Here is a 22,048-nt window from a genome sequence, read left to right as displayed (position 1 = left end):
AAAGAACGCCGCATATGCGGCGTTCTTTTTTGCTTCAAGAAAAGGAATTGTAACAATATTTCTTTTTGTTTACATTCACCTGCCATGCGTTGAATCCGCCTCTGCCTGGACGTATAATAAACAAAACGACAATACTTGGACCAGATTACCGGCCTTGTGCCGGAGGAACGTGCCCCATGTGGGAGAAAAGAGGCGATCTTAATGGCACGGAAATCCATATTGTTTCGCCGGCTGGGTGCGGCGCTGCTGGCGCTGCTGCTTCTGCCGGCTACGGCCGCCTGGGCTGCGGAACCTGCACCTGCTGAGGCGGCGCCTGCCCTGGGGATCTACACCACAGGAGATATGGCGGGCCGGGTAGGAGAGACCGATCCCATGACCGGACAAACGGAAGAAAACAGCTATTTGAAGGTAGCTTCCGCCATGGCGGAGGAGCGTCAGACCGTGAAGAGCGCGCTGCTGCTGGACAGCGGGGATGCGGTGGCCAATACCCTGGTCAGCGGCAGTGCCGCTGACACCGCTTTGGCTCTGCGTACCATCGGTTATGATGGACTGATCCCCAGCGTGGAGGAGTTCCGGCTGGGGCAGGGCCACCGGGCCGCCTTTTTCCGGGATTTGACCCAAGAAAACGGCCAGGGTACGCCGGTGAAACTGATCTCCGCCGACTGGATGGACGGGGAGAGCGGACAGAACGCTGCCCAGCCCTACCACATCTATACCCGCCAGCTGGAGGGCAAGGAGATCCGGATCGCAGTGGTGGGCCTGGGCACTTTGGAGGTGCCCCAGTCTCTGCCCTCTTATTATTATAGTGACAGCCAGTTCGGCCATACGGACAACACCGGCATGAGCTATGCCTGGGAGTGGAACCACTGGATCTGGCCCCAGCTGGAGCAGCAGAATTGCGACCTGGTAGTGGTATGCTGCCACGCAGACCAGGAGACGCTGGAGGAGTTTGCCGCCCAAACCGCAGGGATTGACCTGCTGGTAAGCGGCCACGGCCAGGCGGATATGGGCACTTTGGAGAATCGGGATGGCCAGATGGTGTCCTGGGTCAGCAGCGGCGGAACCACCCTGACCCGTACCGAGGTGATCCTCTCTGACAACGGTACTCCTGTGATCGGCGAGAGCCAGCTGCTGAGACTGAGCGACTATGAAAATGATCCGGCGCTGGCCCAAGCCACGGCCGGCGGCCAGCAGGCCCAGCAGGCCCGCGCCGAGCAGCGCACAGGAACCCTGTCCGGCAACTGGACGGAGACCGCTGCCAGTGCTACCCGGCAGACCCAGGCGGCTGATCTGGTTGCCCGGGCTATGCTGTGGACCTCAGGGGCGGATGCGGCCCTGATTACCAACGGAAGCCTTGGATATCTGCCGGAGCGGAGCAGCAGCGGCAGTGGAGCCCGTGCCCTGAGCCTGAGGGACTGTGCTACCCTGGCCAGCGGAGACAGCCCGGTGGTGATGGTGGAACTGACCGGCGCCCAGCTGGAGGTATGGCTGGAGGTCTGTGCCGGGCGGTACCAGGTGGATGAGAGCGGTCGGGTGACCGGTGGGCAGGACGCCGATTTCCTGTATGGCATGGACTATGAGCTTTATGTAGGCGGCCAGCCTGGCCAGCGGGTGGTCAATCTGACCTGGCAGGGCCAGCCGGTGGAGGAGGATCGCACCTATCGTGTGATTTTGGAGGAGTCTCATCTGTATGACGACGAGTTCCCCTCCTGCACCATTTTGTGGTCCGCCGCAGCCGATATGCAGTATGCTGCCACCGGCGGAACAATGGCCTCCCTTCTGACCGCGTTTACTTCCCGTTCCGGGGCTGTTGTACCGCAGCGGAAGAGCACCTGGGCGGTATACGCCGGTGCTGTGGACAGTCCCATGACCCGGTTGGGTTTTGTGGAGATGCTCTATGAGGTGGCAGGCCAGCCCAAGCCCGGGGCCAATGTGGCCTTTGCGGATGTGACGGGAAGCGACGCGGTGGTTTGGGCCGCGGAAAAGCGCATCGTCAGCGGAGACGGCAAGGGTATGTTCCTGCCCCAGATGGAAGTGACACGGGAGCAGGCGGCAGCCATGCTCTATAACTACGCCAGAGCGGAAGGCCTGGACCTGACCGCCGATGGTTCGGCTGTCAACGCCCTGTCCGACCGGGCTTCTGTCTCCGGCTGGGCGGTGACGGCGGTGGATTTCTGCCTCCGCAACGGTCTGCTGGAGCCGGTGAACGGCCAGTTCCAACCCTCTGCCACCATGACCCGGGCGGAGGTCCAGCGCACCATGGAAGTTTTAAAAACATTGGATTGAACCGGATTTCGGATGAAACGGACGCCCTGGGGGGCGTCCGTTTTTCTTTCATAAAACGGTAAGAGGGCGTTTAGAAATTTTTAAGATGATGCTGGTACACTATCTTCAGAAGCAAAGGAGGCATACAGATGGAGCAGATTCTGAAGGTAGAAGGACTGTGCCGGGATTATGGCAGAGGAACGGTCACTCATGCGGTGGACCATGTGGATTTTTCGGTGGAAAAGGGGGAATTTGTAGGCATCATGGGCCCGTCAGGCAGCGGAAAGACCACCCTGCTCAACTGCATTTCCACCATTGATACCCCTACGGCGGGCCACATCTGGGTGGAGGGGAAAGACATTACCTCGCTGAAACAGAAGCAGCTCTCCCAATTCCGCCGGGAGCGGCTGGGCTTTGTGTTCCAGGACTGCAACCTGCTGGACACCCTCACCGCCTTTGAAAATATCGCCCTGGCCCTCACCATCCGCAAGACCCCGCCTCAGAAGGTGGAGCGGCTGGTGCAGGAGACCGCCCAGCTGCTGGAGATCACCGACTGCCTGAACAAATACCCCTATCAGATGTCGGGGGGCCAGCAGCAGCGCACCGCCGCCGCCCGGGCCATTGTTACCCGGCCGGCCCTGATCCTGGCCGACGAGCCTACCGGTGCTCTGGACTCCAAGTCCGCCCGGCTGCTGCTGGAGCGGTTCGAGGTGATGAACGAACTGTGTGAGGCTACCATCCTGATGGTCACCCACGACGCCTTTACCGCCAGCTACTGTCATCGCATCCTCTTTCTGCGGGACGGGGCGGTGTTTGCCCAGCTGGAGCGGGGGGATCTGGACCGCAGAGACTTTTTCCGGCGAATCATCGGTGTGGTGACTGAGCTGGGAGGTGACCAGAACGATGTTCTCTAAGCTGGCTGTCAAGAATGTAGGGCGCAGCTTCCGGGACTACGGGGTGTACTTCCTGACCGTGGCCTTCGGCGTGTGCCTGTTTTATGTGTTCAACGCTCTGGAGACCCAGAGTGTGATTCGCTACCTGGCCCAGCACCCCCGGGCCAACATTGTGGGAGCTATTCAGCAGCTCATCGGCATCCTGTCGGTTTTTGTGTGGGTGGTACTGGCCTTCCTCATCCTGTACGCCTCCGGTTTTCTGGTCCGCCGCCGGTCCCGGGAGCTGGGCACCTACCTGATGCTTGGCATGGAGCGCTGGCAGGTGGCCCGGCTGCTGCTGGCAGAGACCGCCGTCATTGCTCTGACGGCGCTGGCGGTGGGGCTGGCGCTGGGTGTGGTGCTCTCCCAGGCCCTGTCCCTCTTTACCGCGGGGCTGTTTGCGGTGCCCATGACCTACTTTGCCTTTTCCCTCTCTCTCCCTGCTATCGGCAAGACGGTGCTGGCCTTTGCGGCTATCTTCCTGCTGGTGATGTTCTACCACGCATTTACCATCTCCCGGCGAAAGCTGATTGACCTGCTGCGGGCCCGGCGGGTCAATCAGGAGCTGAAGGTGCGCAGCCTGGGCGTCTCGGTGGTGCTCTTTCTCGTGGGCTGCGTTTTGCTGGCCGTGGCCTACACCATGCTGCTGACCCGGGGCTTGCTGCGGGTGGATGAACTGTTCTGGGTAATGATCGGACTGGGCAGCCTGGGTACCCTGCTGTTCTTCCGGGCTCTGTCCGGTTTTCTGCTGCGTCTGTGCCAGACCAGTAAGAAGCTCTATTATAAAAATCTGAATATGTTTATCCTGCGGCAGTTCAACGCCAATATCAATACCACCTACCGGTCTATGACGGTGATCTGCCTCATGCTGCTGCTGGCCATCGGCATCACCGCCACCTCTGTAGGACTGAACAACACCGTCTCTCAGATGGCGGACCAGACCGTGCCCCAGGATGTGGAATTGTCTGTCTGGCCGGAGGAGGATGGGGGGACCATGGATCTGCCCGCACTGCTGACGGCGGAGGGCTTTGACCCGGAGCAGCAGTGCAGCCGCTGGATCACCTTCCCTATGTATCAGGACGAGAACGGGCGCTCCTATCTGCTCCAGACGGACTATGATGCCTATGCGGCTGCCTGGGGGAAGGAAAAGGCCGACGCTTTTGTGGAGGACTGGCGTATCCAGATGGTGTCCCAGGAAACAGAGGAGCTGTCTGTGTCCCGCTGGTACTTCCTGGCCGACTATGCCGGGGACAGACAGGAGGGGGAGGACGCTTTCCTGGCGGCGGTGAGCGGCCTGAAGGATACCGGTGGCTATTCCTATACCACCAAGCTGTCCACCTGGATGGACCTGATGGGTACCAAAGTGCTGGTGCTCTTCATCGGACTCTACCTGGGCGTGGTGTTCCTGGTGGCCTCGGCGGCGGTGCTGGCCCTCCAGCAGCTCAGTCAGGCCGCCGACAGCGCCCAGCGCTACCGGGTCCTCTCCCAGCTGGGGGTTTCCCGGCGGATGCGGGGCCGGTCGGTGGATATCCAGGTGTTTCTGGCCTTCTTCCTGCCGCTGGCTCTGGCTCTGGTCCATGCCGTGGTGGGCATGACCGCCGCCAATGCCGTCATTGCCGAGGTGGGCAAGGTGGATGCCGCTGCCTCCAGCGCTGTCACCGCCCTGCTGCTGGTGGCGGTGTACGGCGGCTACTTCCTGGCCACCTGCTGGGGCAGCCGACGGCTGCTCAAGGGAGGATGACCTGATTCTGCAAAAGCAAGGGCCTGCCGCAGTCTGCGGCAGGCCCTTGCGGGGCTATGGCTCGTCTGAATCGTCCCAATCCTCTGAATCCTCCGGCTCCTCGGCGGGATCGGCTTCCTCAGGGGGGTAAAAGACCTGGAGCATGGCCCGAAGCAGGACCCAGAGTGCGGAGCAGACCACCGTCTCCACAGCCAGCAGGCCCACGAAGCGGGCGGTGCTGCCGTCCAGGAAAAAATACTCCACCGCCGAGAAGAGGACCAGAAAGGCCAGCTGGGAAAAGAAAATGAGAAACTGCACCAACAGAGGGGTCTTGTAGCGGGAGAGTTTGGGGCGCAGCCGCTGGCTCAACCGGTCCCGCAGAAACTTGAGAGGCGGAAAGAATGCCACCGGGAGGGTGGAGAGCACAATGGCTCTGGCCGCCGGGTGGGACAGAAGCTGTGCCAGTTCGGCTTCCCCGCTGCTGGACGATTCCATGCCGGGCGGGTCCAGATAAGCCAGGAAGATCGGATCCATAAACTGCGCCTCCTTTCCGTGGTTCTGCCTCTGGCTCCATGATAGGCCGGGGCGGGGATCAAGTCAAGATACCAGTGTGTATCTTTGGAACTTCCCGTAAAAAATGCGAAAAGCCCTTGCAATCGGTCTGCATTTGTGCTATCATTTCTCTTACGTGTAAGAGATGGCGCGGGTGTGTTGCGCCCAAATAGAGTGTATATTGCCCCGTTGACGGGGCCGAAAGGACGATGTAGCGTGGATTACACCAAGCTGATTCTGAGCATTATCGATGTGGCGGCCTGCCTGTTCCTCATCGCCGTGGTGCTGCTCCAGTCCGGCAAGAGCGCCGGCCTGTCCGGTGCCATCGCCGGTGTTGCCGACACCTTTATGGCCAAGAATAAGGCCAAGAGCTGGGACGCCAAGCTGGCCAAGATGACCAAGTGGGTGGCCATTGGATTCATGATCCTCACCTTTGTCATCTGCCTGATCTGAGAATGCGAAAAAACGCCCTTCCGGTTTCGGAAGGGCGTTTTTTGTTGCGCCTGGGGCAAAAAGGGGTATAATACAAACCAGAAACACCAGAATCAGAAAGGAACGATCTATGAAAGAGACAAAGGAATTGACCGGTATCTACCAGGCCAGCGGCCGGGGTTTCGGCTTTTTGATCCCCGAGGAGGGGGAGGACTGCTTCATTCCACCCCGGGCCAACGGCGGCGCCTGGAATGGAGATAAAGTAACGGCCTGCATCACCGAGGAGGACCCAGAGGCGGGCCGACGGGTGGCCAAGGTGGTCCAGGTGCTGGAGCGGGCCAACAAAACCGTCACCGGCGTGCTGGAGCGGCAGGACCACGCCCTCTGGCTGAAACCGGACAACGACCGCCTGCCTGGCCCCATCCAGGTATTCACCAAGCGGAAGGGGGTGCGCCCCGGCGAGCGGGCGGCTGTGGCCATGACCAGCTTCGGCGGCGGCAAGACCGCCCCCATGGGCACCCTGCGGGAGCGGTTTGGCCCCGCCGACCGGCGGGAGAGTGCCGTGGAGGCCATTCTCTACACCCATGACATTGTGCGCACCTTCCCGCCTGCCGTGCTGGCAGAGACCGAGACCATCCCCCAGGCGGTGGAGCCCTCCGCCCTGGCGGGGCGGCTGGACTTGCGGGGCAAGACCATCATCACCATCGACGGGGCATCCTCCAAGGACTTTGACGACGCCGTCAGCCTGGAGAAGGACGACCAGGGCCGCTGGGTGCTGGGGGTCCACATCGCCGATGTGAGCCACTATGTGCGCCCCGGCTCCCCGCTGGACCTGGAGGCCTGGGAGCGGGGCACCTCGGTGTATTTTGCCGACCAGGTGGTGCCCATGCTGCCGGTGGAGCTGTCCAACGGCATTTGCTCTCTCAATCCCCATGTGGACCGGCTGGCTCTGTCCTGCATTATGACCATGGACGCAAGCGGCGGGGTAGTGGACCACACTATCACCAAATCAGTGATCTGCTCCACCGAGCGGATGACCTACGAGGACTGCAACGTACTGCTGGCGGGGGAGGACCCCGCCCTGGCGGAGCGGTACGCCCATATCCTGCCCATGCTGCGGGATATGGCGGCTTTGGCCAAGCAGCTGGAGAAGCTGCGGCGGAACCGGGGGGCCCTGGATCTGGAGACCAAGGAAAGCTATGTAATCTGCGACAGCGAGGGCAAGCCGGTGGACGTGGCCCTGCGGCAGCAGGGGGAGAGCGAGAAGCTCATCGAGTCCTTTATGCTGGCGGCCAATGAGTGCGTGGCGGAGCATCTGAACCGGCTACACAAGCCCTGTGTCTACCGGGTCCATGAGAAGCCCTCCGACGAAAAGGGGGAGGCCCTGCGTACGATGGTGGCCCCTCTGGGCTACGATTTGAAGGGAACGGATAGCCATTCCCTCCAGAAGCTGCTGGACTGGGCCAAGGGCAGGCCGGAGGAGGGGGCGGTGTCCATGATGGTGCTGCGCTCCCTGATGAAGGCCCGGTACGACGAGGACAACCTGGGCCACTTCGGCCTGGGGGCGGAGTATTACTGCCACTTCACCTCTCCTATCCGCCGCTATCCCGACCTGATGGTCCACCGGGTGCTCACCGCCCTGCTGGACGGGACGCTGGATAAACAGGAGAAGAAGCTGACCACCGCTGTGGGGCGGGCCGCCGTCCAGTCCTCCCAGCGGGAGCTGGCCGCCCAGGAGGCCGAGCGGGAGATCGAGAAGCGGTATCTGGCCGAGTTTATGGCGGGCCACGTTGGGGAGATCTTTGCCGGTGTGGTGACCGGTGTCACCCGGTTCGGCCTCTTTGTGTCGGTGGCCGGGGGCGTGGAGGGACTGCTGCCGGTGGAGGCCTTACCCGGCGGGCCCTGGGAGTATGACCAGGCCCATCTGCTCCTGGTGGAGCTGGGCGGCAGCGGCCGGTATACCTTCGGCATGGCCCTGGAGGTGGAGTGCGCCGCCGCCGATCCGGTGAGCGGTCAGGTGGACTTTATCCTCCCTGGCGGTACTCCTGTGGTCAAGCAGGAGGGGCGCCCGGAAAAGCCCAGGACAGAAAAGTCCCGCCGGAAGAAGGGAGGCAACCGCCGGGCCATGCACCTGCCCAAACGGCGAAAAGGGGGCAGAAAACGATGATGAAGCGTATTCTTTCCGGGGTGTTATTGCTCTGCGTATTGGGTTTAACGGGGTGCGGCAGTCAAATGCCCGCCCCTACGCCGACGCCTACGCCTGCCGCCACCCCCAGCGCCACCCCCACACCTGCGCCCACCCCGGAGCCTACCCCCACCCCTGACCCGGTGGCGGAGGCTCTGGCGGCCATGACCACCGAAGAGAAGGTGGGCCAGCTGCTGGTGGCGGGCATCGGGGGAACTGGGGCCGGTGAGGATGGCCTTCAGGCGGTCCAGGACTACCAGGTGGGCGGCGTGATCCTCTTTGGCCGGAACGTGGAGAGCGCCGACCAGCTGGCGGACCTGACCAACGAACTGAAAGCGCTCAACGGCGACAACATCCCCCTCTTCCTGTGCGTGGATCAGGAGGGGGGACGGGTGGACCGGATGCCCCCGGAGGTGGACGACCTGCCCTCCGCCTATGACTATATCGCCGGCGGAGGCGATCCTCTGGAGCGGGGGAAGGTGCTGTCCGCCCAGTGCGCCGCATTTGGCTTCAATCTGGACTTCTCCACCTGCCTGGACATCTGGTCCAACCCGGACAACACCGTCATTGGGGACCGGGCTTACGGCAGCGACCCCGACACGGTGACCCGGGTGGGGCTGGCGGTGAACGAGGGACTGGAGCAGGGGGGTGTGATCCCGGTGGTCAAGCACTTTCCCGGCCACGGGGATACCAGCACCGACTCCCATGTAGATCTGCCGGTGGTGGACAAGACGGCGGAGCAGCTGAAGGAATTTGAGCTGATCCCCTTCCAGGCAGCCATTGACGGGGGAACCCCCTGCGTCATGGTGGCCCATATCCTCATGACCCAGATCGACCCCGATTTGCCTGCCTCCCTGTCCCCAGAGGTGGTCACCGGCCTGCTGCGGCAGGAGCTGGGCTTTGACGGGGTGGTGTGTACCGACGATCTGACGATGGCCGCCATCTCCAATACCTACGGCATGGGGGAGGCTGTCGTCATGGCGGTGGAGGCCGGGTGCGACCTGCTGCTGGTATGCCATGAGGCGGACAATCTCACCGCCGCCCGGGACGCCCTGCTCTCGGCGGTGGACGCCGGCCGCATCTCTATGGGGCGGCTGGATGAGAGCGTCTACCGTATCCTGTCCCTGAAGCAGGAGTACGGCCTCACCAACGACCCGGTGGGCCAGCCAGATGTGGAGGCCCTCAACGCTCAAATTGAAGCCATTTCCTGAACCAAAGTTCCATACAGCGGGGCCGTCTGTCCGAAAACTGTGGACAGACGGCCCTGTTTTCGTTATCATGGGAATCAAAGGAGGGAGAGGCATGAAGTGTCGCGGCCCATCGTTTTTGAAGTGGCGGGAGACCCTGCCCTATGTGCCTGTTGCCGTGGTGCTCTGCCTGGGGATGCCCTGGCTGCTCCGACAGCTGGAGGGCAGCGGTATGCCCCTGCTGAGCGGCGCCATCTACGCTCAGGTGCTGCTGCCCATTGGCTGTCTGGCTGTGGGAATGTTCCTGGGCAAGCGCCGCGGGTTCTGCCCTCTCTACCCGGTGCTGTGCGGGGCGGGGACCTTCGCTGCTGTTTTCCTGCTCTATCACCATGACTATATCGTACTGCTCCTCTTCTGCGGCATTGCCGTGGCCTTCTCCCTGCTGGGAGTGGCGGCGGGGGCCTGGCCCCGGGAGGAGAAGAAGGGGAAGGGCGGAGGTTGAAAGCGCCCTACAACGTGTTATAATAGGCCTATCTGACATAAAATGAGGGATCTGGATGGGAAAAACAGGGGGAAAGTCCATCAGCTTTTTCGGCCTGGTGGCCATGGGCATCGGCTGTATGCTGGGTACCAGCTGGCTGCTGCTCACCGGCACCTGGCTGGATACGGCAGGCGGGCCACTGAATCTGGCGGTGGCCTTTCTTTTGTGCATCATCATCGAGCTGCCCTTTGCCTTCGCCTACATGGAGGCCATCCCCATGTTCCCCCTGCCGGGAGGCGAGGTGGTGTACTCCTACGCTGCCTTTGGCCCCGGAGGGGGCTTTGCCGTGGGCTGGGCGGGCATCCTCATGAACACCATCGTGTTCTGCTGGGTGGATCTGGCTGCCATCTCCCTGCTGGACGAGCTGTTCCCCGTTCTGAAGGAGACCGCCGTCCTCTACCATGTGGGGGACTTCCCGGTGACTCTGCCCAACCTGGTCCTTCAGCTGCTGCTGGCGGGAGCCATCCTGTGGGTGCAGATCAAGGGAGCCAACGTGTGTGCCTCCCTGGCCAAGATCGCCACGGTGGTGCTGCTGGTCATGTGTGCCATCGGTCTGGCGGTGTGCTTTGCCCATTTCGACCCGGCAGTGTATGCTTCGGACGGAGGCATGGAGTTTGACTTTGCCGGCTCGGCCTCCCTGCTCTCCCTGTTGGTGTTCTCGGTGGCCGGGTGGGAGACGGTGTCCAAGGCCGCCGCCGACGCCACCGGCCCCGCCGCCCGGAAGGCGGGGGCCGCCCTCATCACCTGCCTGTTCCTGGTCACCGGCATTTTGTGCCTGGTGTCCACCGCCGTGGCGGGCTGTATGCCCTGGACCCAGGCGGTGGGCCGCACCGCCCCCTTTGCGGACGTGCTGGTGTCCATCACCGGCCTTCCCTGGGTGCGGCTGCTCTTCCTGGTCACCGCCTTTGTGGGGGCGGTGGGTGTGATGAACTCCACCCTCTACTCCTCCGCCCAGATGCTTTACGGACTGTCCCGCTTTGCCCTGGTGTCGAGGAAGTTTGCCGTCCTCCACCCCAAATACGGCACGCCGGTGCGGTGCATCTGCTTTACAGCCGTCTTTGTGGTGCTCACCCCTTTCACCGGCAAGCTGTTCTTTATCCCCTTTATCAATGTGGCCTCTTTGACCACCATTGTCATGTGGGTCATGTCCTTTGCCGCTGTGCTGTGGCTGCGGAAAACCCGCTCCGGCCTCCGCCGGCCGGTGTATATGCCCGGCGGGAGGGTGACGGCGGTGCTGGGCGTTCTGGCCTCGGCCTTTTTGGCAGGCAACATCCTGCTGCCCATGAGTCCCGGCGCCCTCAGCGGCCTGGAGTACGCCCTGGCGGCGGCCCTGGTGGTGCTGGGCTGGGTGCTCTATCAGTTCCGGGACCGGTCCGTGGGCGCGGGGGAGCAGGAAAGACTGATTTTCGGGGACCTTCTGGCGGGAGAATTGCCCGCGACCCCTTGCAAAATCGAGGAAAAATGATATACTAGTGCCCACTGAGGTTAAATTTTACGAATCGAGGGAAATGGAAATGGAACGCACCAAAATCGCACAGATTTTTGCGGACCAGGAGCAGTTCGGCGGCAAGGAGATCACCGTCTGCGGCTGGGCCCGTACCATTCGTGATATGAAGAGCTTCGGCTTTGTGGAGCTGAACGACGGCTCCTGCTTCAAGAATTTGCAGGTGGTCCTGGACGCCAATGTGCTGGACAACTATAAGGAGATTGCCGGTCAGAATGTGGGCGCCGCCCTCATTGTCACCGGTACCGTGGTCCTGACCCCCGAGGCCAAGCAGCCCTTGGAGATCAAGGCTTCCAAGATCCAGGTGGAGGGCACCTCCACTCCCGACTACCCCCTGCAGAAGAAGCGCCACAGCGTGGAGTACCTGCGTACCATCCAGCACCTGCGGCCCCGCACCAACCTGTTCTCCGCCACCTTCCGGGTGCGCTCTGTGGCTGCCCACGCCATCCACTGCTTCTTCCAGGACCGGGGCTTTGTGTACGCCCAGACTCCGCTGATCACCGCCTCTGACTGTGAGGGCGCCGGCGAGATGTTCCAGGTCACCACCCTGGACCTCCAAAACGTGCCCAAGAACGAGGACGGCACTGTGGACTATACCAAGGACTTTTTCGGCAAGAAGGCCAACCTCACCGTGTCCGGCCAGCTCAACGCCGAGAACTTTGCTATGGCCTTCGGCAACGTGTACACCTTCGGTCCTACCTTCCGGGCGGAGAACTCCAACACCCAGCGCCATGCCGCCGAGTTCTGGATGATCGAGCCTGAGATGGCCTTCGCCGACCTGAACGACTATATGGATACCGCCGAGGCCATGATCAAGTATATCATCAACACCGTCATGGAGAAGTGCCCCGACGAGATGAACTTCTTCTCCTCCTTCGTGGACAAGGGCCTGAAGGAGCGGCTGGAGCACGTGGCCAACTCTGACTTTGGCCGCGTTACCTACACCGAGGCGGTGGAGCTGCTCAAGCAGAACAACGACAAGTTCGACTACAAGGTGGAGTGGGGCTGCGATCTGCAGACCGAGCACGAGCGCTATCTCACCGAGCAGATCTTCAAGCGCCCCGTGTTTGTCACCGACTACCCCAAGGACATCAAGGCATTCTATATGCGCCTCAACGACGACGGCAAGACCGTGGCTGCCGCCGACTGTCTGGTGCCCGGCATCGGTGAGATCATCGGCGGTTCCCAGCGTGAGGAGCGCCTGGAGCTGCTGGAGAGCCGCATCAAGGAGCTGGGCATGAACCCCGAGGACTACTGGTGGTACCTGGACCTGCGGCGCTACGGCTCCTGCCGCCACGCCGGCTTCGGCCTGGGCTTCGAGCGGATGGTCATGTACCTCACCGGCGTGTCCAACATCCGCGACGTGGAGCTGCATCCCCGTACTGTGGGCAACGCTGATTTCTAATTTCAAAGGAAAGAGGGCCCCTATGTGGTACTGTTTCGTGCAGCTCCACGTCGGGGCCCCATTTTAAATGGGGCGGCGCTTGCGCCGTACAAGTGTTTTGGCCGTGGGGCAAAACCTTGGCGCAGGGCGGATTCATTCCGCCCGCGCAGGATCAAAAGGGGTCCCCGGACACGCCAGCGTGTCCGGGGCGGAGCTGCATCCCAGAACGGTGGGTAATGCCGACTTCTAATTTCAAAGGAAAGAGAACCCCGATGGGTCGCTGCATCGAGCAGCGTCTCATCGGGGCTCTTTTTTATCCCTCCAGCAGAGGCAGCAGCTGATTGTGGCAGATCCACTCATCGTTGTACTGGTTGCGTACGATGGTTTTGGCGTTCAGGCTCCGGTCCTCCCGCATCAGATTGACGATGGCCCGCCCGTGCTCCTCATAGTAGGCCTGCTCGGAGGGAGAGTAGCTCTCGTGGGTGTCAAAGCCGAAGTTCCGGGCATCCCACCGCATGAAATAGGCCCCCAGGCTCTCTCCCAGCTCCTTCAGGGCGGGGACGGCCTGGTTGAGCACCAGGAAATTGCCCCGGCTGGCGGCCTCCAGCACGGTGAGGCCGAAGGACTCGGAGTAGGAGGGGCAGATAAACAGGTTGGACAGCTGGAACAGCTCAAACACCCCCTGCCGGGGGAAGCCGTCGGGGAAACCGATGCCCGAGGTGAAGAGCAGGTCCTCGTCCCGCAGACCGTACTTTTTGCCCTCGGTGCGGATCATGGCCTTGTAGACTTTGGGCGGGATGTCGGCGCTGGGAAAGTCGCAGAAGATGACCTTGATGTCCTGTTCTGTGGCAGTGCGGATGGCGCCCGCCAGGGCGGCCACCTTTTCCAGCCGCTTGCCGGTGGTGAGCCTGGCGGGGTAGACCGCCAGCAGGTCGGGTCGGGTCAGATCCATGTGCCGGGCCACCGTCTGTACCGCTTCACTCATGGAGGGGATCAGGGGCAGGGTGTTGTACACCACGGCGCACCGTCCCTCTGGCACGTCGTACTGTCGTGCCAGGGCCGGGATGCCCGAGCGGGTGGGGTAGATAAAGCTGGTCCGGGGCAGGTCGGTAAACCGGGCGGAGAAGGGGTATTCCATCGCCTGGGGTCGGGCCGCCGGGAAAGAGTGGGTGAAGGCCAGAAACCGCAGGTGGGGCAGCTCCTGCTGTGCCTTGCGGACGGCGATGTTGTGGACCAGGTGCCAGCCCTGGTAGAGAATGTCGTGGAGGATGCACACGTCCACATCCTTTAAATGGGCCACAAGGTCTTTGGCAATGTGGTGGGCCTCCTCAAAAAAGGTATCGTGGACCTGCCCGGTGGGGGAGGAGTAGTCGTGCCACTGGATGGGCTGCCCGTGGAGGGTATTTGTGACCTTGACCCACTCCAGCCGCTCATCTGCAAAAATGCCGGTCCGCTCCCCATCGGGGCAGGTTTCACTGACCAGCATTTTCACCGACACCCCGGCCTCCAGCAGCATCCGGATCTGGTCGGCCGCCACATTCACCAGGGAGTAGGTGGGGGACAGGCCGGAAAACATGGTCAACAGAGCCACCTTCATACCAAATACCTCCTTGTCCAGATGGAGAACTGTGGCGCGGCAAAGGATTCTGCCGCGCCACAGTTGGGTTTAGGGCATATCGCCGTCACAGAGGCAGTCACCAAAGAGCTCCAGCTTCTGCTTCAGAATAAGTTCCAGACCGGAGACCGCGTCCACCATGGACTCCACAGACTTATTAGCCTGCAGAATGGTCTCGGTTCTGAGATCCTCAAAAGATAAGATCTTTTGCAGCTTCTCCCCCTCGGCGTTGAGAATGTGGGACAGGGCGGCCTGCTGGAGGGCCACCGACTCAAACAGGTCGGTGATGGCCTGGCTCCGGGGCTGCGGGACCGCCGTGGTGGTGGAGGTGGTGCTGGTGGTGGAAGTGGTAGTCGTAGTGCTGGTCGTGGTACTGGTCGTGCTGGTGGTCGTGGTCGTACTGGTAGTAGTCGTAGTTGTGGTGGAAGTGCTGCTGGAGGTGGTGGAGCTGGTGGTCACCAGACAGCCGGTGGGCTCGGGCAGCTCGCCCTCAAACAGCTCGTTGTGGCTCTCGGCATTGCCGGCATAGCTGTCAAAGATGATGTTGCCGTTGATCTGGCTGAAGGTGGTGGCCGCCGCGGCAAAGGGGGCCAGGACGGAGCCGTAGATGGCGGTGGTGCTGTTGGACCAGGTCAGGGCCTCAGGGAAGTTCCACAGGATCTTCCGGGCGTTCTCCCGGGTGGCGGTGATACCGTTGCGGAAGATCTGGTAGCTGCCATACAGGATGTTGGTGCCCGTTACATTGATGAGGATGGTGGAATTGATGGGCGCGATGATGTTGATGCCGTTGAGCTGGGCCAGAGACAGGCCGGAGCCGTACAGGTTGGCGCTGTCCAGCTGGAAGATGTTCAGGCTTTCATCGGTGCCGGTGAGGTTGAGCTGGCCGAACACCACGGTACCGGTGCCGTTGGACTCCAGAGAGCCCCAGAAGAGGGAAGCGCATTTCAGATAGCGCTCCGCCTCGGAAAAATCGATGGGCGTACCGGTGGTCAGGGCGCCGTTGGGGTTGCCCATGGTGTAGTTGATCACCGTGCTGGTGGGGCTGATGACGGTGTTGCCGCTGGCGTTGGAGCCGCCGGACACGTTGACGGTGCCGCCCACCACAAAGGACGGGTCGGTGCCTGCCGGAGGCAGAGGGGTAATGCCTGCGCCCACGCCGTAGTTGCTCAGCACGGCGTTGCCGCCCACGGCCACCCGGCCCTCTGCGTCGGTGTTGCTCAGGCTCAGATTGCCGAATACGAATACGTTATAGTCATTGGCAAGGCCAAAGTTGATTGCCATAATGGGTCCTCCCATGGTGTGGTATGAGGGTATCTCATGTGTGGTCCATGTTACGCGGCGTATCCCCGTTTGGTTCCAAAAAGGCGGGACTCCATGAAGGAGCCCCGCCTTTGGTGGATTGATTATTCCTGAACAGGCTCCTCGGCGGGCTTGCACAGGCAGCCGTCAAAGACGGACAGTTTGGAATGAAGGATCATTTCCAGTCTGGACACGGCGTTGACCATGGACTCCACCGACTTGTTGGTGGCAAGCAGCACATCGGGGGTGACGTCCTCCAGGGCGACCATCTTCTGGATCTTCTCCCCCTCGGCGTTGAGGATGTGGGACAGGGCGGTCTCCTGCAGGGCTACCGACTCGATGATATCGGTGATGGCCTGGGTACGGCTGGTGGTGCTAGGCGTGATTACGGGCATTCCCATGATGGCGTGTGCTCCTTCAAGTGTATTGAGCGTCTGCTCGCAGTATACTATGCCTGACGGAGGAAGGGGGTGACAAAAAAGGAGCGCTCTGCCTGAGGCAGAGCGCTCCTTAAGCGCAGGTTACATTTTCTGTTCCAGAGACTTGGAGTCCACCTCGTCCTTCAGCTGCTGGGCGAAGGCATCCAGGGACATGACGGTCTGCTGGCCATGGCGGTTGCGGACGGCCACGTCGCCGGTCTCGGCCTCCTTGTCACCCACCACCAGCATATAGGGCACCTTCTCCAGCTGGGTGTCCCGAATCTTCTTGCCGATCTTCTCGTTGCGGTGGTCGGTCTCCACACGGTAGCCCAGCGCATCCAGCTTGGCGGCCACCTGGTTGGCGTAGTCGGCGGCCCGGTCGGTAATGGGCAGCACCTTTACCTGCACGGGAGCCAGCCAGGTGGGGAAGGCGCCGGCGAAGTGCTCGGTGATGACGCCGATAAAGCGCTCGATGGAGCCCAGCACCACCCGGTGGAGCATGACGGGACGGTGCTTCTGGCCGTCCTCACCGGTGTACTCCAGCTCAAACCGCTCGGGCAGCTGGGAGTCCAGCTGGACGGTGCCGCACTGCCAGGTGCGGCCCAGGGAGTCAGCCAGGTGGAAGTCCAGCTTGGGGCCATAGAAGGCGCCGTCGCCCTCGTTGACCTCAAACTCCTTGCCCATATCGGTGATGGCCTCTTTCAGGATGTTCTGGTTGTGCTCCCACTGCTCCACGGTGCCGATGTGATCCTCGGGCATGGTGGACAGCTCGATCTTGTAGGGCAGGCCAAAGACGGAGTAGACCTCGTCAAACAGCTTGACCACGTTCTTGATCTCGTCCTTCAGCTGGTCCTGGGTCATGAAAATGTGGGCGTCGTCCTGGGTGAAGCAGCGCACCCGGAACAGGCCGTGGAGGGCGCCGGACAGCTCGTGGCGGTGGACCAGGCCCAGCTCACCCACCCGCATGGGCAGGTCCCGGTAGGAATGGGGTTCGCTGGAGTAGACCAGCATACCGCCGGGGCAGTTCATGGGCTTGATGGCGAAGTCGGTGTCGTCAATGACGGTGGTGTACATATTGTTCTTATAGTGATCCCAGTGGCCGGACCGCTCCCACAGCTGCCGGTTGAGCATCATGGGGGTGGAGATCTCCACATAACCGTAACGCTTGTGGACCTGACGCCAGTAGTCGATCAGGGTGTTGCGCAGCACCATGCCCTTGGGCAGGAAGAAGGGGAATCCGGGGCCCTCGTCCCGCAGCATGAATAGGCCCAGCTCCCGGCCCAGCTTGCGGTGGTCCCGCTTCTTGGCCTCCTCAATGCGCTGCAGGTAGGCATCCAGCTCATCCTTCTTGGGGAAGGCGATGCCGTAGATACGCTGGAGGGTCTCCCGGTTGGAGTCGCCCCGCCAGTAGGCGGCGTTGCAGGCGGTCAGCTTGATGGCGTTGCCCTTGATGCGGCCGGTGGAGTCCAGGTGGGGGCCAGCGCACAGGTCGGTGAATTCACCCTGCTTATAGAAGGAGATGTGGGCGTCCTCCGGCAGGTCCTGGATCAGCTCCACCTTGAAGGGCTCCCCCTTCTCCTCCATGAACTTGAGGGCCTCCTCCCGGGGCAGCTCAAACCGCTCCAGCTTCAGCTTCTCCTTGCAGATCTTGCGCATCTCGGCCTCAATCTGCTCCAGGTGCTCGGGGGTGAAGGCGAAGGGAGCGTCCATATCATAGTACCAGCCCTCGTCGATGGCGGGGCCGATGGCCAGCTTTACCTCGGGCCACAGGCGCTTCACGGCCTGAGCCATCACATGAGAGCAGGTGTGCCAATAGGTCTGGCGGTATTCAGGGTTCTCAAAGGTAAATTCGTTCTTGACTTCTTCGGACATAAATAAAACCTCCTTGTAAATTGGGGCGGAGGGTAAAGAAAACGCCTCACCCCTGTCGGTCAGGGGTGAGGCGTAAGAAACGTCCCACGGTTCCACCCTGCTTGCATAGAGCGCGGAGGCGCCCGGGAGCAGGTGACTAAGGCCGGAGCGAAGCGAAATACCAAAAAGCAAAAGGGCTTTTTGGTGTTTTGCGCAGTCGCAGGACTTAGGCGCCGTCGCGGAGGGCGCGCAGCGTGACTTCATGCCGCTTGTGACTTTCTGTAACGGGAAAGCCCCGGCCCGGTCGTCCCGGGCGGCTCAGGAGTGGTACAGCCGCTGCGTGTCGTGGAGCCCTTCCACCAAATGGACTCCTCTCTGTCCGCCGCTGTGCGGTTTCTTCTCCGTCGTTGCCATTTTAACAACGAAACTATAGCACCAAACCACACGGCTGTCAAGCCAAAATCGGGGAAAGAACCGGCGAAGGACCGGGAGAAAAATATGGGAATTGAAATTAACAGTTTATTCACAATGAATACACGATTTGGCCTTATTTACAGGGTATGATACAGACAGATTCAGAGATGAATCGAAAGCGAGACCATCCTCCCAAAACCAATTCCTCTCTTATCCCTCTCCAACACCTTTGCAACACACACAACACACACCCGAAAAGCCCCGGCCATACGGCCGGGGCTTTTCGGTATTATAAGAGAAAAAAGAGTGCGCCGCAGAGTAACTGCGGCGCACCCAAGAGAGGGTAAACTTACTTGCCGGGGTGAGCGGCCTTCCAGTCGCGGTTGAAGCGATGCTCGTTGACGATGAGCACCAGCACCACGTTGACCAGAGCCACGCCGGCGAACACCAGATAAGCCATCTTGATCTCGCCGCCGGTCATCTTCTGCACCATGCCATTGACCAGGAAGCACAGAGCAGTGATAGCGCCCTGGATGGGGAAGATCACGCTGTTCACCTTATCGAAGCCCTGACGACCGAAGATGGAGGTGGGCAGGGAGGTGGTGAAGTTGGCGGAGCCGCCGATGCCCATGGCGATCATGAACAGGGAGACGTACACCAGGGGGGAGGAGCTGTCAGTGGCGCCGAAGTTGCACAGCAGGGCGATGGCATACCAGATGCCGAAGCCAACCATGGTCTTCTTGGTGCCGATCTTGTCATCGATGATGCCGATGATCCAGGAACCGACCACGCCGCCCAGGGCCAGGATGGTCATGACGTTCATAGCGGCCTGGGGAGTGAAGCCCAGCTGAATGTTACGGGTCACCAGCTGGCTCATAACGCCCACAGAGCAGATCTGGAAGAAACCGGTGGTGATAGCGGCCAGCCACAGCTCCTTGGTCTTGAGCAGCTTGCCGGTGGTCCAGCCGCCGTCGCCCTCCACGGCGTCGGTGGTATCGTACTCGTTCTTGTAGACCTCGTCGGAGACGTTGTCGGGGTTGATGCCGCGCTCCTGGGGAGTGTTGCGGATAAAGAGCATACCCAGAATGCCGAGTACGATGGCGGCGATGCCGATGGGCACGATGCCGCCGGGGAAGTTTGCGCCCACGTTGGACAGGTCAGCGCCGCCCACGCTGGTGGCAACAGCGGTGGGAGCGATCAGGATGGCAACCAGCTGCACATAGAAAGCGGAAGCGAAGTTGTGGCCCATGGTGGTGTAGCCCATGACCACGCCCTTCTTCTTGGGGAACCAGGTAGCAACCAGGGTGCCGCCAGCCACATAACCGGCGGACATGATGCTGCCGTACACGAAGCACATCGCAATGGTATATACGGCAATGTTGGGAGCGCTGCAGGCAATGATGTAGGTGATACCGGAGATAATACAGCACACGCCGGAGGTAATGCGGGCGCCAACCTTGCGGTTGATCTGGCCCACCACGATGAAGAACACCACGCCGATGATACCAGCCAGGGAGTTCATGTTCATGATGTCGCCCTGCTCCAGACCCAGGCGGGCGGCTACGTTGGGGGCGGTGATGTTAGCGCCGTCGTTGCACATACCAACGTACAGGAAAAACATCAGCAGGCAATAGATGATGACAACCCAGCCTGCGCCGAAGTTGACGACGGAATTCTTATTACCGTCGCGGAGATTTTGTTTCGCCATTTATTTTCCCTCATCTCTAAATGGTTTGGATCAGGACAAGTGCCGGCAAGTCCATTCCTTGTTGCAGCTATACTTTATCGATTTGGAGGCTTTTGTGCAATCCCCACAAGTTGGTGAGTTACTAACCAATAAGTACATAGTAACCAAGAAGTAAGTATCTAATTTTGTATAAACTACATAAAATGATAGTTAAAGATTTGACAAAGAGGTGCGAATAAATTTTGGTATAAAATATAGAATGTTCAGTATGCACAAATTTCGGATATAAAATTTGGAAGTGCATGGCGGCAAACCTGCATAACATGGGGGCAGCGCAAAAAAACGCACAAAAGCCGACAGTACAATTGGTTATTGTGCGATGTGTACAGAAAGAGCGTGAAGGCGCTGTAAACGCGGAAAAAGCCAAATGAGTCATTCTATACACGGGGCGGAAAAACGGCGTACAGAGGCGCTGCGGGCCTCACGGAGAGGACAACTGATAAAAATAAGAAAAGGACCGGGAAACCGGCGCGGCTCCACCGCGTCGGTATGCTCCCGGTCCTTTTGCAGGAAAACTTGTGAAATTACTTCAGGCTGAGGATCTCACGGGCCTCGTCGGGCGTGGCAACCTGCTTGCCGAACTCCTCAATGACGCGGCGGGCGCGGTCCACGAACTGGACGTTGCTCTGAGCCAGCTGGCCCTTGGCGTACATGACGTTGTCCTCCATGCCCACGCGGATGTGGCCGCCCAGGGCCACAGCGCCGTACAGCATGGTCATGGCGGAGTGACCCACGCCGAAGCAGCTCCAGGTGGAGCCGGGGCAGAGGGACTCCATGGTCTCCTTCATGAAGATCAGGTTCTTCATGGTGCCGGGGATGCCGTTGGCGCAGCCCATGCAGAACTGGAAGTGGAGGGGCCCCTTCAGGACGCCCTTCTTCAGGTAGTACTGGGCGTTGGCGATCATGCCGGGGTCAAAGGCCTCGATCTCGGGCTTGACGCCCCACTCCTGCATATTCTTGCCCAGCTCCTCCAGGAAGGCGGGGGGGTTGAGGAAGAGGGAGGTGTGCAGCCAGTTCATGGAGCCGCAGTCGTAGGAACCCATCTCGGGGCGCAGCTCCTTCAGGTGGATCTGGCGGGTCTCGTCGGTGGCGTTCAGGTCGCCGGAGGTGGTCATGTTCAGGATGATGTCACAGTCGGGGTGGTTGGAGCGGAGCAGCTCCACGGTCTGGCGGAACTTCTCCTTGTCCATGGTGCCCTTGCCCTGGTCGTCGCGCATATGCAGGTGAGCCACAGCGGCGCCGGCCTTCCAGCAGGCGTACACGTCCTCGGCGATCTCAGCGGGGGTCATGGGCACGTTGGGGTTGTTCTCCTTGGTGGGCCAGGCACCGGTGGTGGCCACGGTGATAATAGTCTTATTCTTCAGATCAGCCATGATCGTTCAAAGTCCTTTCTGAATCAGGATACCGCATAAAGCGGCGGGCGACTGCCCGCCGCTTTACGTTCGGCATGGAATGGGATGGAAGGGAATTAGGAAAGTTATTGGAACAAAGGATTACTTGTTGCGGTTGAAGAGCTTCTGCATATACTCCAGGCCGCTGGCGCCGTGGCCGTCCTCATCGGCATAGCCGGTGCCGCCGTACTTGTAGGTGCGGTCGGGCACGGAGGGATCGATGTTCTCCTCGTCGATGTAAGCCACGCAGCGGGACATGGCGCCGTCGCCCATGTACCAGCGCAGGGGGAAGCAGAAGAACTGGAACACGGTGCCGGGCTTGATCTTGTCCAGATCGCCGCCCAGGTTCTCAACGCCCACGATGCCGTGGCCCAGCATCTCCTTGTGGCAGGGCTCCCAGGTGCCCCACACGCCCAGGTTCTCCAGCTCGCCGAACTTCTCGTCGTAAGCGGCCTGGCCGTGGATGCGGATGTACTCGAACTTATCGAACTCAGCATAGGCCTCCTCGCCAAAGAGCTCCTTGTACTCCTCGGTGATGGGCTTGCCGGTGGCGCCCAGCAGGTTCATGCGGGTCATGCCGTTGTTGCCCATGGCGGTGTGCAGGGGGTGA

General features: G+C 60.9%; 16 protein-coding genes and 1 pseudogene. 9 read left to right on the top strand and 8 right to left on the bottom strand.

What is annotated here, in order from left to right; all coding sequences use genetic code 11:
- Positions 1–201: 201 nt before the first annotated feature.
- From IHN22_RS05965 to IHN22_RS05955, 3 genes are all read left to right on the top strand, one after another.
- Entirely contained in the window at positions 202–2,286 is a 2,085-nt protein-coding gene (locus tag IHN22_RS05965) for a 5'-nucleotidase C-terminal domain-containing protein (protein WP_191434124.1), read from the top strand.
- 128 nt (positions 2,287–2,414) lie between these two features.
- The gene (locus IHN22_RS05960) at positions 2,415–3,179 is read left to right on the top strand and encodes an ABC transporter ATP-binding protein (protein WP_087388504.1); all 765 of its coding nucleotides are present in this window, start codon (positions 2,415–2,417) and stop codon (positions 3,177–3,179) included.
- A complete protein-coding gene (locus IHN22_RS05955; RefSeq protein ID WP_191434123.1) occupies positions 3,169–4,938 on the top strand; it encodes an ABC transporter permease in 1,770 nt (589 codons plus the stop codon). Before IHN22_RS05960 ends, IHN22_RS05955 begins: the two co-directional genes overlap by 11 nt.
- A 54-nt stretch (positions 4,939–4,992) precedes the next feature.
- Here the strand turns inward: IHN22_RS05955 and IHN22_RS05950 are convergent, their stop codons facing one another.
- Positions 4,993–5,451, bottom strand: coding sequence for a hypothetical protein (locus tag IHN22_RS05950; protein ID WP_191434121.1), 459 nt, complete (start codon positions 5,449–5,451; stop codon positions 4,993–4,995).
- Positions 5,452–5,685: 234 nt separating this feature from the next.
- On the opposite strand from IHN22_RS05950, the gene secG reads away from it, so the two are divergent.
- The 6 genes from secG to asnS all read left to right on the top strand — a co-directional run bounded on the left by secG (position 5,686) and on the right by asnS (position 12,723).
- Positions 5,686–5,922, top strand: a complete 237-nt coding sequence (gene secG, locus IHN22_RS05945) for a preprotein translocase subunit SecG (protein ID WP_087189548.1) — start codon at positions 5,686–5,688, stop codon at positions 5,920–5,922.
- A 67-nt stretch (positions 5,923–5,989) separates the two neighbouring features.
- On the top strand, positions 5,990–8,068 hold the full coding sequence (gene rnr, locus IHN22_RS05940; RefSeq protein WP_365813866.1) for a ribonuclease R: 2,079 nt from the start codon (positions 5,990–5,992) through the stop codon (positions 8,066–8,068).
- A 65-nt stretch (positions 8,069–8,133) separates the two neighbouring features.
- Positions 8,134–9,297, top strand: a complete 1,164-nt coding sequence (gene nagZ, locus IHN22_RS05935) for a beta-N-acetylhexosaminidase (protein ID WP_300985650.1) — start codon at positions 8,134–8,136, stop codon at positions 9,295–9,297.
- Between the two features lie 91 nt (positions 9,298–9,388).
- Positions 9,389–9,775 (top strand): hypothetical protein, encoded by a 387-nt coding sequence (locus tag IHN22_RS05930; RefSeq protein WP_191434116.1) that lies wholly within the window; start codon positions 9,389–9,391, stop codon positions 9,773–9,775.
- A 55-nt stretch (positions 9,776–9,830) separates the two neighbouring features.
- Positions 9,831–11,279: an APC family permease gene (locus IHN22_RS05925; protein WP_191434114.1), complete on the top strand. Its 1,449-nt coding sequence runs from the start codon at positions 9,831–9,833 to the stop codon at positions 11,277–11,279.
- Positions 11,280–11,328: 49 nt separating this feature from the next.
- Entirely contained in the window at positions 11,329–12,723 is a 1,395-nt protein-coding gene (gene asnS / locus IHN22_RS05920) for an asparagine--tRNA ligase (protein WP_087187574.1), read from the top strand.
- Positions 12,724–13,015: 292 nt separating this feature from the next.
- Here asnS and IHN22_RS05915 read toward each other — a convergent pair whose 3' ends face one another.
- The 7 genes and pseudogenes from IHN22_RS05915 to IHN22_RS05885 all read right to left on the bottom strand — a co-directional run.
- A complete protein-coding gene (locus IHN22_RS05915) occupies positions 13,016–14,299 on the bottom strand; it encodes a glycosyltransferase (protein ID WP_191434112.1) in 1,284 nt (427 codons plus the stop codon).
- Between the two features lie 69 nt (positions 14,300–14,368).
- Positions 14,369–15,598, bottom strand: a complete 1,230-nt coding sequence (locus tag IHN22_RS05910) for a choice-of-anchor A family protein (protein WP_191434110.1) — start codon at positions 15,596–15,598, stop codon at positions 14,369–14,371.
- A 122-nt stretch (positions 15,599–15,720) separates the two neighbouring features.
- The gene (locus IHN22_RS05905) at positions 15,721–16,017 is read right to left on the bottom strand and encodes a hypothetical protein (RefSeq protein ID WP_191434108.1); all 297 of its coding nucleotides are present in this window, start codon (positions 16,015–16,017) and stop codon (positions 15,721–15,723) included.
- Positions 16,018–16,137: 120 nt separating this feature from the next.
- The gene (thrS, locus tag IHN22_RS05900; protein ID WP_191434106.1) at positions 16,138–17,907 is read right to left on the bottom strand and encodes a threonine--tRNA ligase; all 1,770 of its coding nucleotides are present in this window, start codon (positions 17,905–17,907) and stop codon (positions 16,138–16,140) included.
- A 742-nt stretch (positions 17,908–18,649) separates the two neighbouring features.
- Positions 18,650–20,008: an MFS transporter gene (locus tag IHN22_RS05895; RefSeq protein ID WP_087187579.1), complete on the bottom strand. Its 1,359-nt coding sequence runs from the start codon at positions 20,006–20,008 to the stop codon at positions 18,650–18,652.
- Between the two features lie 563 nt (positions 20,009–20,571).
- Positions 20,572–21,420 (bottom strand): 3-keto-5-aminohexanoate cleavage protein, encoded by an 849-nt coding sequence (locus IHN22_RS05890; RefSeq protein ID WP_343214223.1) that lies wholly within the window; start codon positions 21,418–21,420, stop codon positions 20,572–20,574.
- 120 nt (positions 21,421–21,540) lie between these two features.
- Positions 21,541–22,048: pseudogene (locus IHN22_RS05885) on the bottom strand (cyclase family protein); the annotation flags it as partial.

The organism is Flavonifractor sp. An112 (assembly GCF_904377885.1).
Taxonomy (GTDB): Bacteria; Bacillota; Clostridia; order Oscillospirales; family Oscillospiraceae; genus Flavonifractor; species Flavonifractor avicola.
The sequence above is the reverse complement of the archived record's forward strand: the minus strand, read 5'-3'. Positions and strand labels throughout refer to the sequence as shown.

Bases quoted from the DNA above. Each gene is read 5' to 3' on its own strand.
- IHN22_RS05930 (WP_191434116.1), top strand. From the start codon at position 9,389: ATGAAGTGTCGCGGCCCATCGTTTTTGAAGTGGCGGGAGACCCTGCCC.
- nagZ (WP_300985650.1), top strand. From the start codon at position 8,134: ATGCCCGCCCCTACGCCGACGCCTACGCCTGCCGCCACCCCCAGCGCC.
- IHN22_RS05895 (WP_087187579.1), bottom strand. From the start codon at position 20,008: ATGGCGAAACAAAATCTCCGCGACGGTAATAAGAATTCCGTCGTCAAC.
- IHN22_RS05950 (WP_191434121.1), bottom strand. From the start codon at position 5,451: ATGGATCCGATCTTCCTGGCTTATCTGGACCCGCCCGGCATGGAATCG.
- IHN22_RS05915 (WP_191434112.1), bottom strand. From the start codon at position 14,299: ATGAAGGTGGCTCTGTTGACCATGTTTTCCGGCCTGTCCCCCACCTAC.
- IHN22_RS05965 (WP_191434124.1), top strand. From the start codon at position 202: ATGGCACGGAAATCCATATTGTTTCGCCGGCTGGGTGCGGCGCTGCTG.
- IHN22_RS05925 (WP_191434114.1), top strand. From the start codon at position 9,831: ATGGGAAAAACAGGGGGAAAGTCCATCAGCTTTTTCGGCCTGGTGGCC.
- thrS (WP_191434106.1), bottom strand. From the start codon at position 17,907: ATGTCCGAAGAAGTCAAGAACGAATTTACCTTTGAGAACCCTGAATAC.
- IHN22_RS05890 (WP_343214223.1), bottom strand. From the start codon at position 21,420: ATGGCTGATCTGAAGAATAAGACTATTATCACCGTGGCCACCACCGGT.
- IHN22_RS05960 (WP_087388504.1), top strand. From the start codon at position 2,415: ATGGAGCAGATTCTGAAGGTAGAAGGACTGTGCCGGGATTATGGCAGA.
- IHN22_RS05905 (WP_191434108.1), bottom strand. From the start codon at position 16,017: ATGGGAATGCCCGTAATCACGCCTAGCACCACCAGCCGTACCCAGGCC.
- IHN22_RS05955 (WP_191434123.1), top strand. From the start codon at position 3,169: ATGTTCTCTAAGCTGGCTGTCAAGAATGTAGGGCGCAGCTTCCGGGAC.
- IHN22_RS05910 (WP_191434110.1), bottom strand. From the start codon at position 15,598: ATGGCAATCAACTTTGGCCTTGCCAATGACTATAACGTATTCGTATTC.
- asnS (WP_087187574.1), top strand. From the start codon at position 11,329: ATGGAACGCACCAAAATCGCACAGATTTTTGCGGACCAGGAGCAGTTC.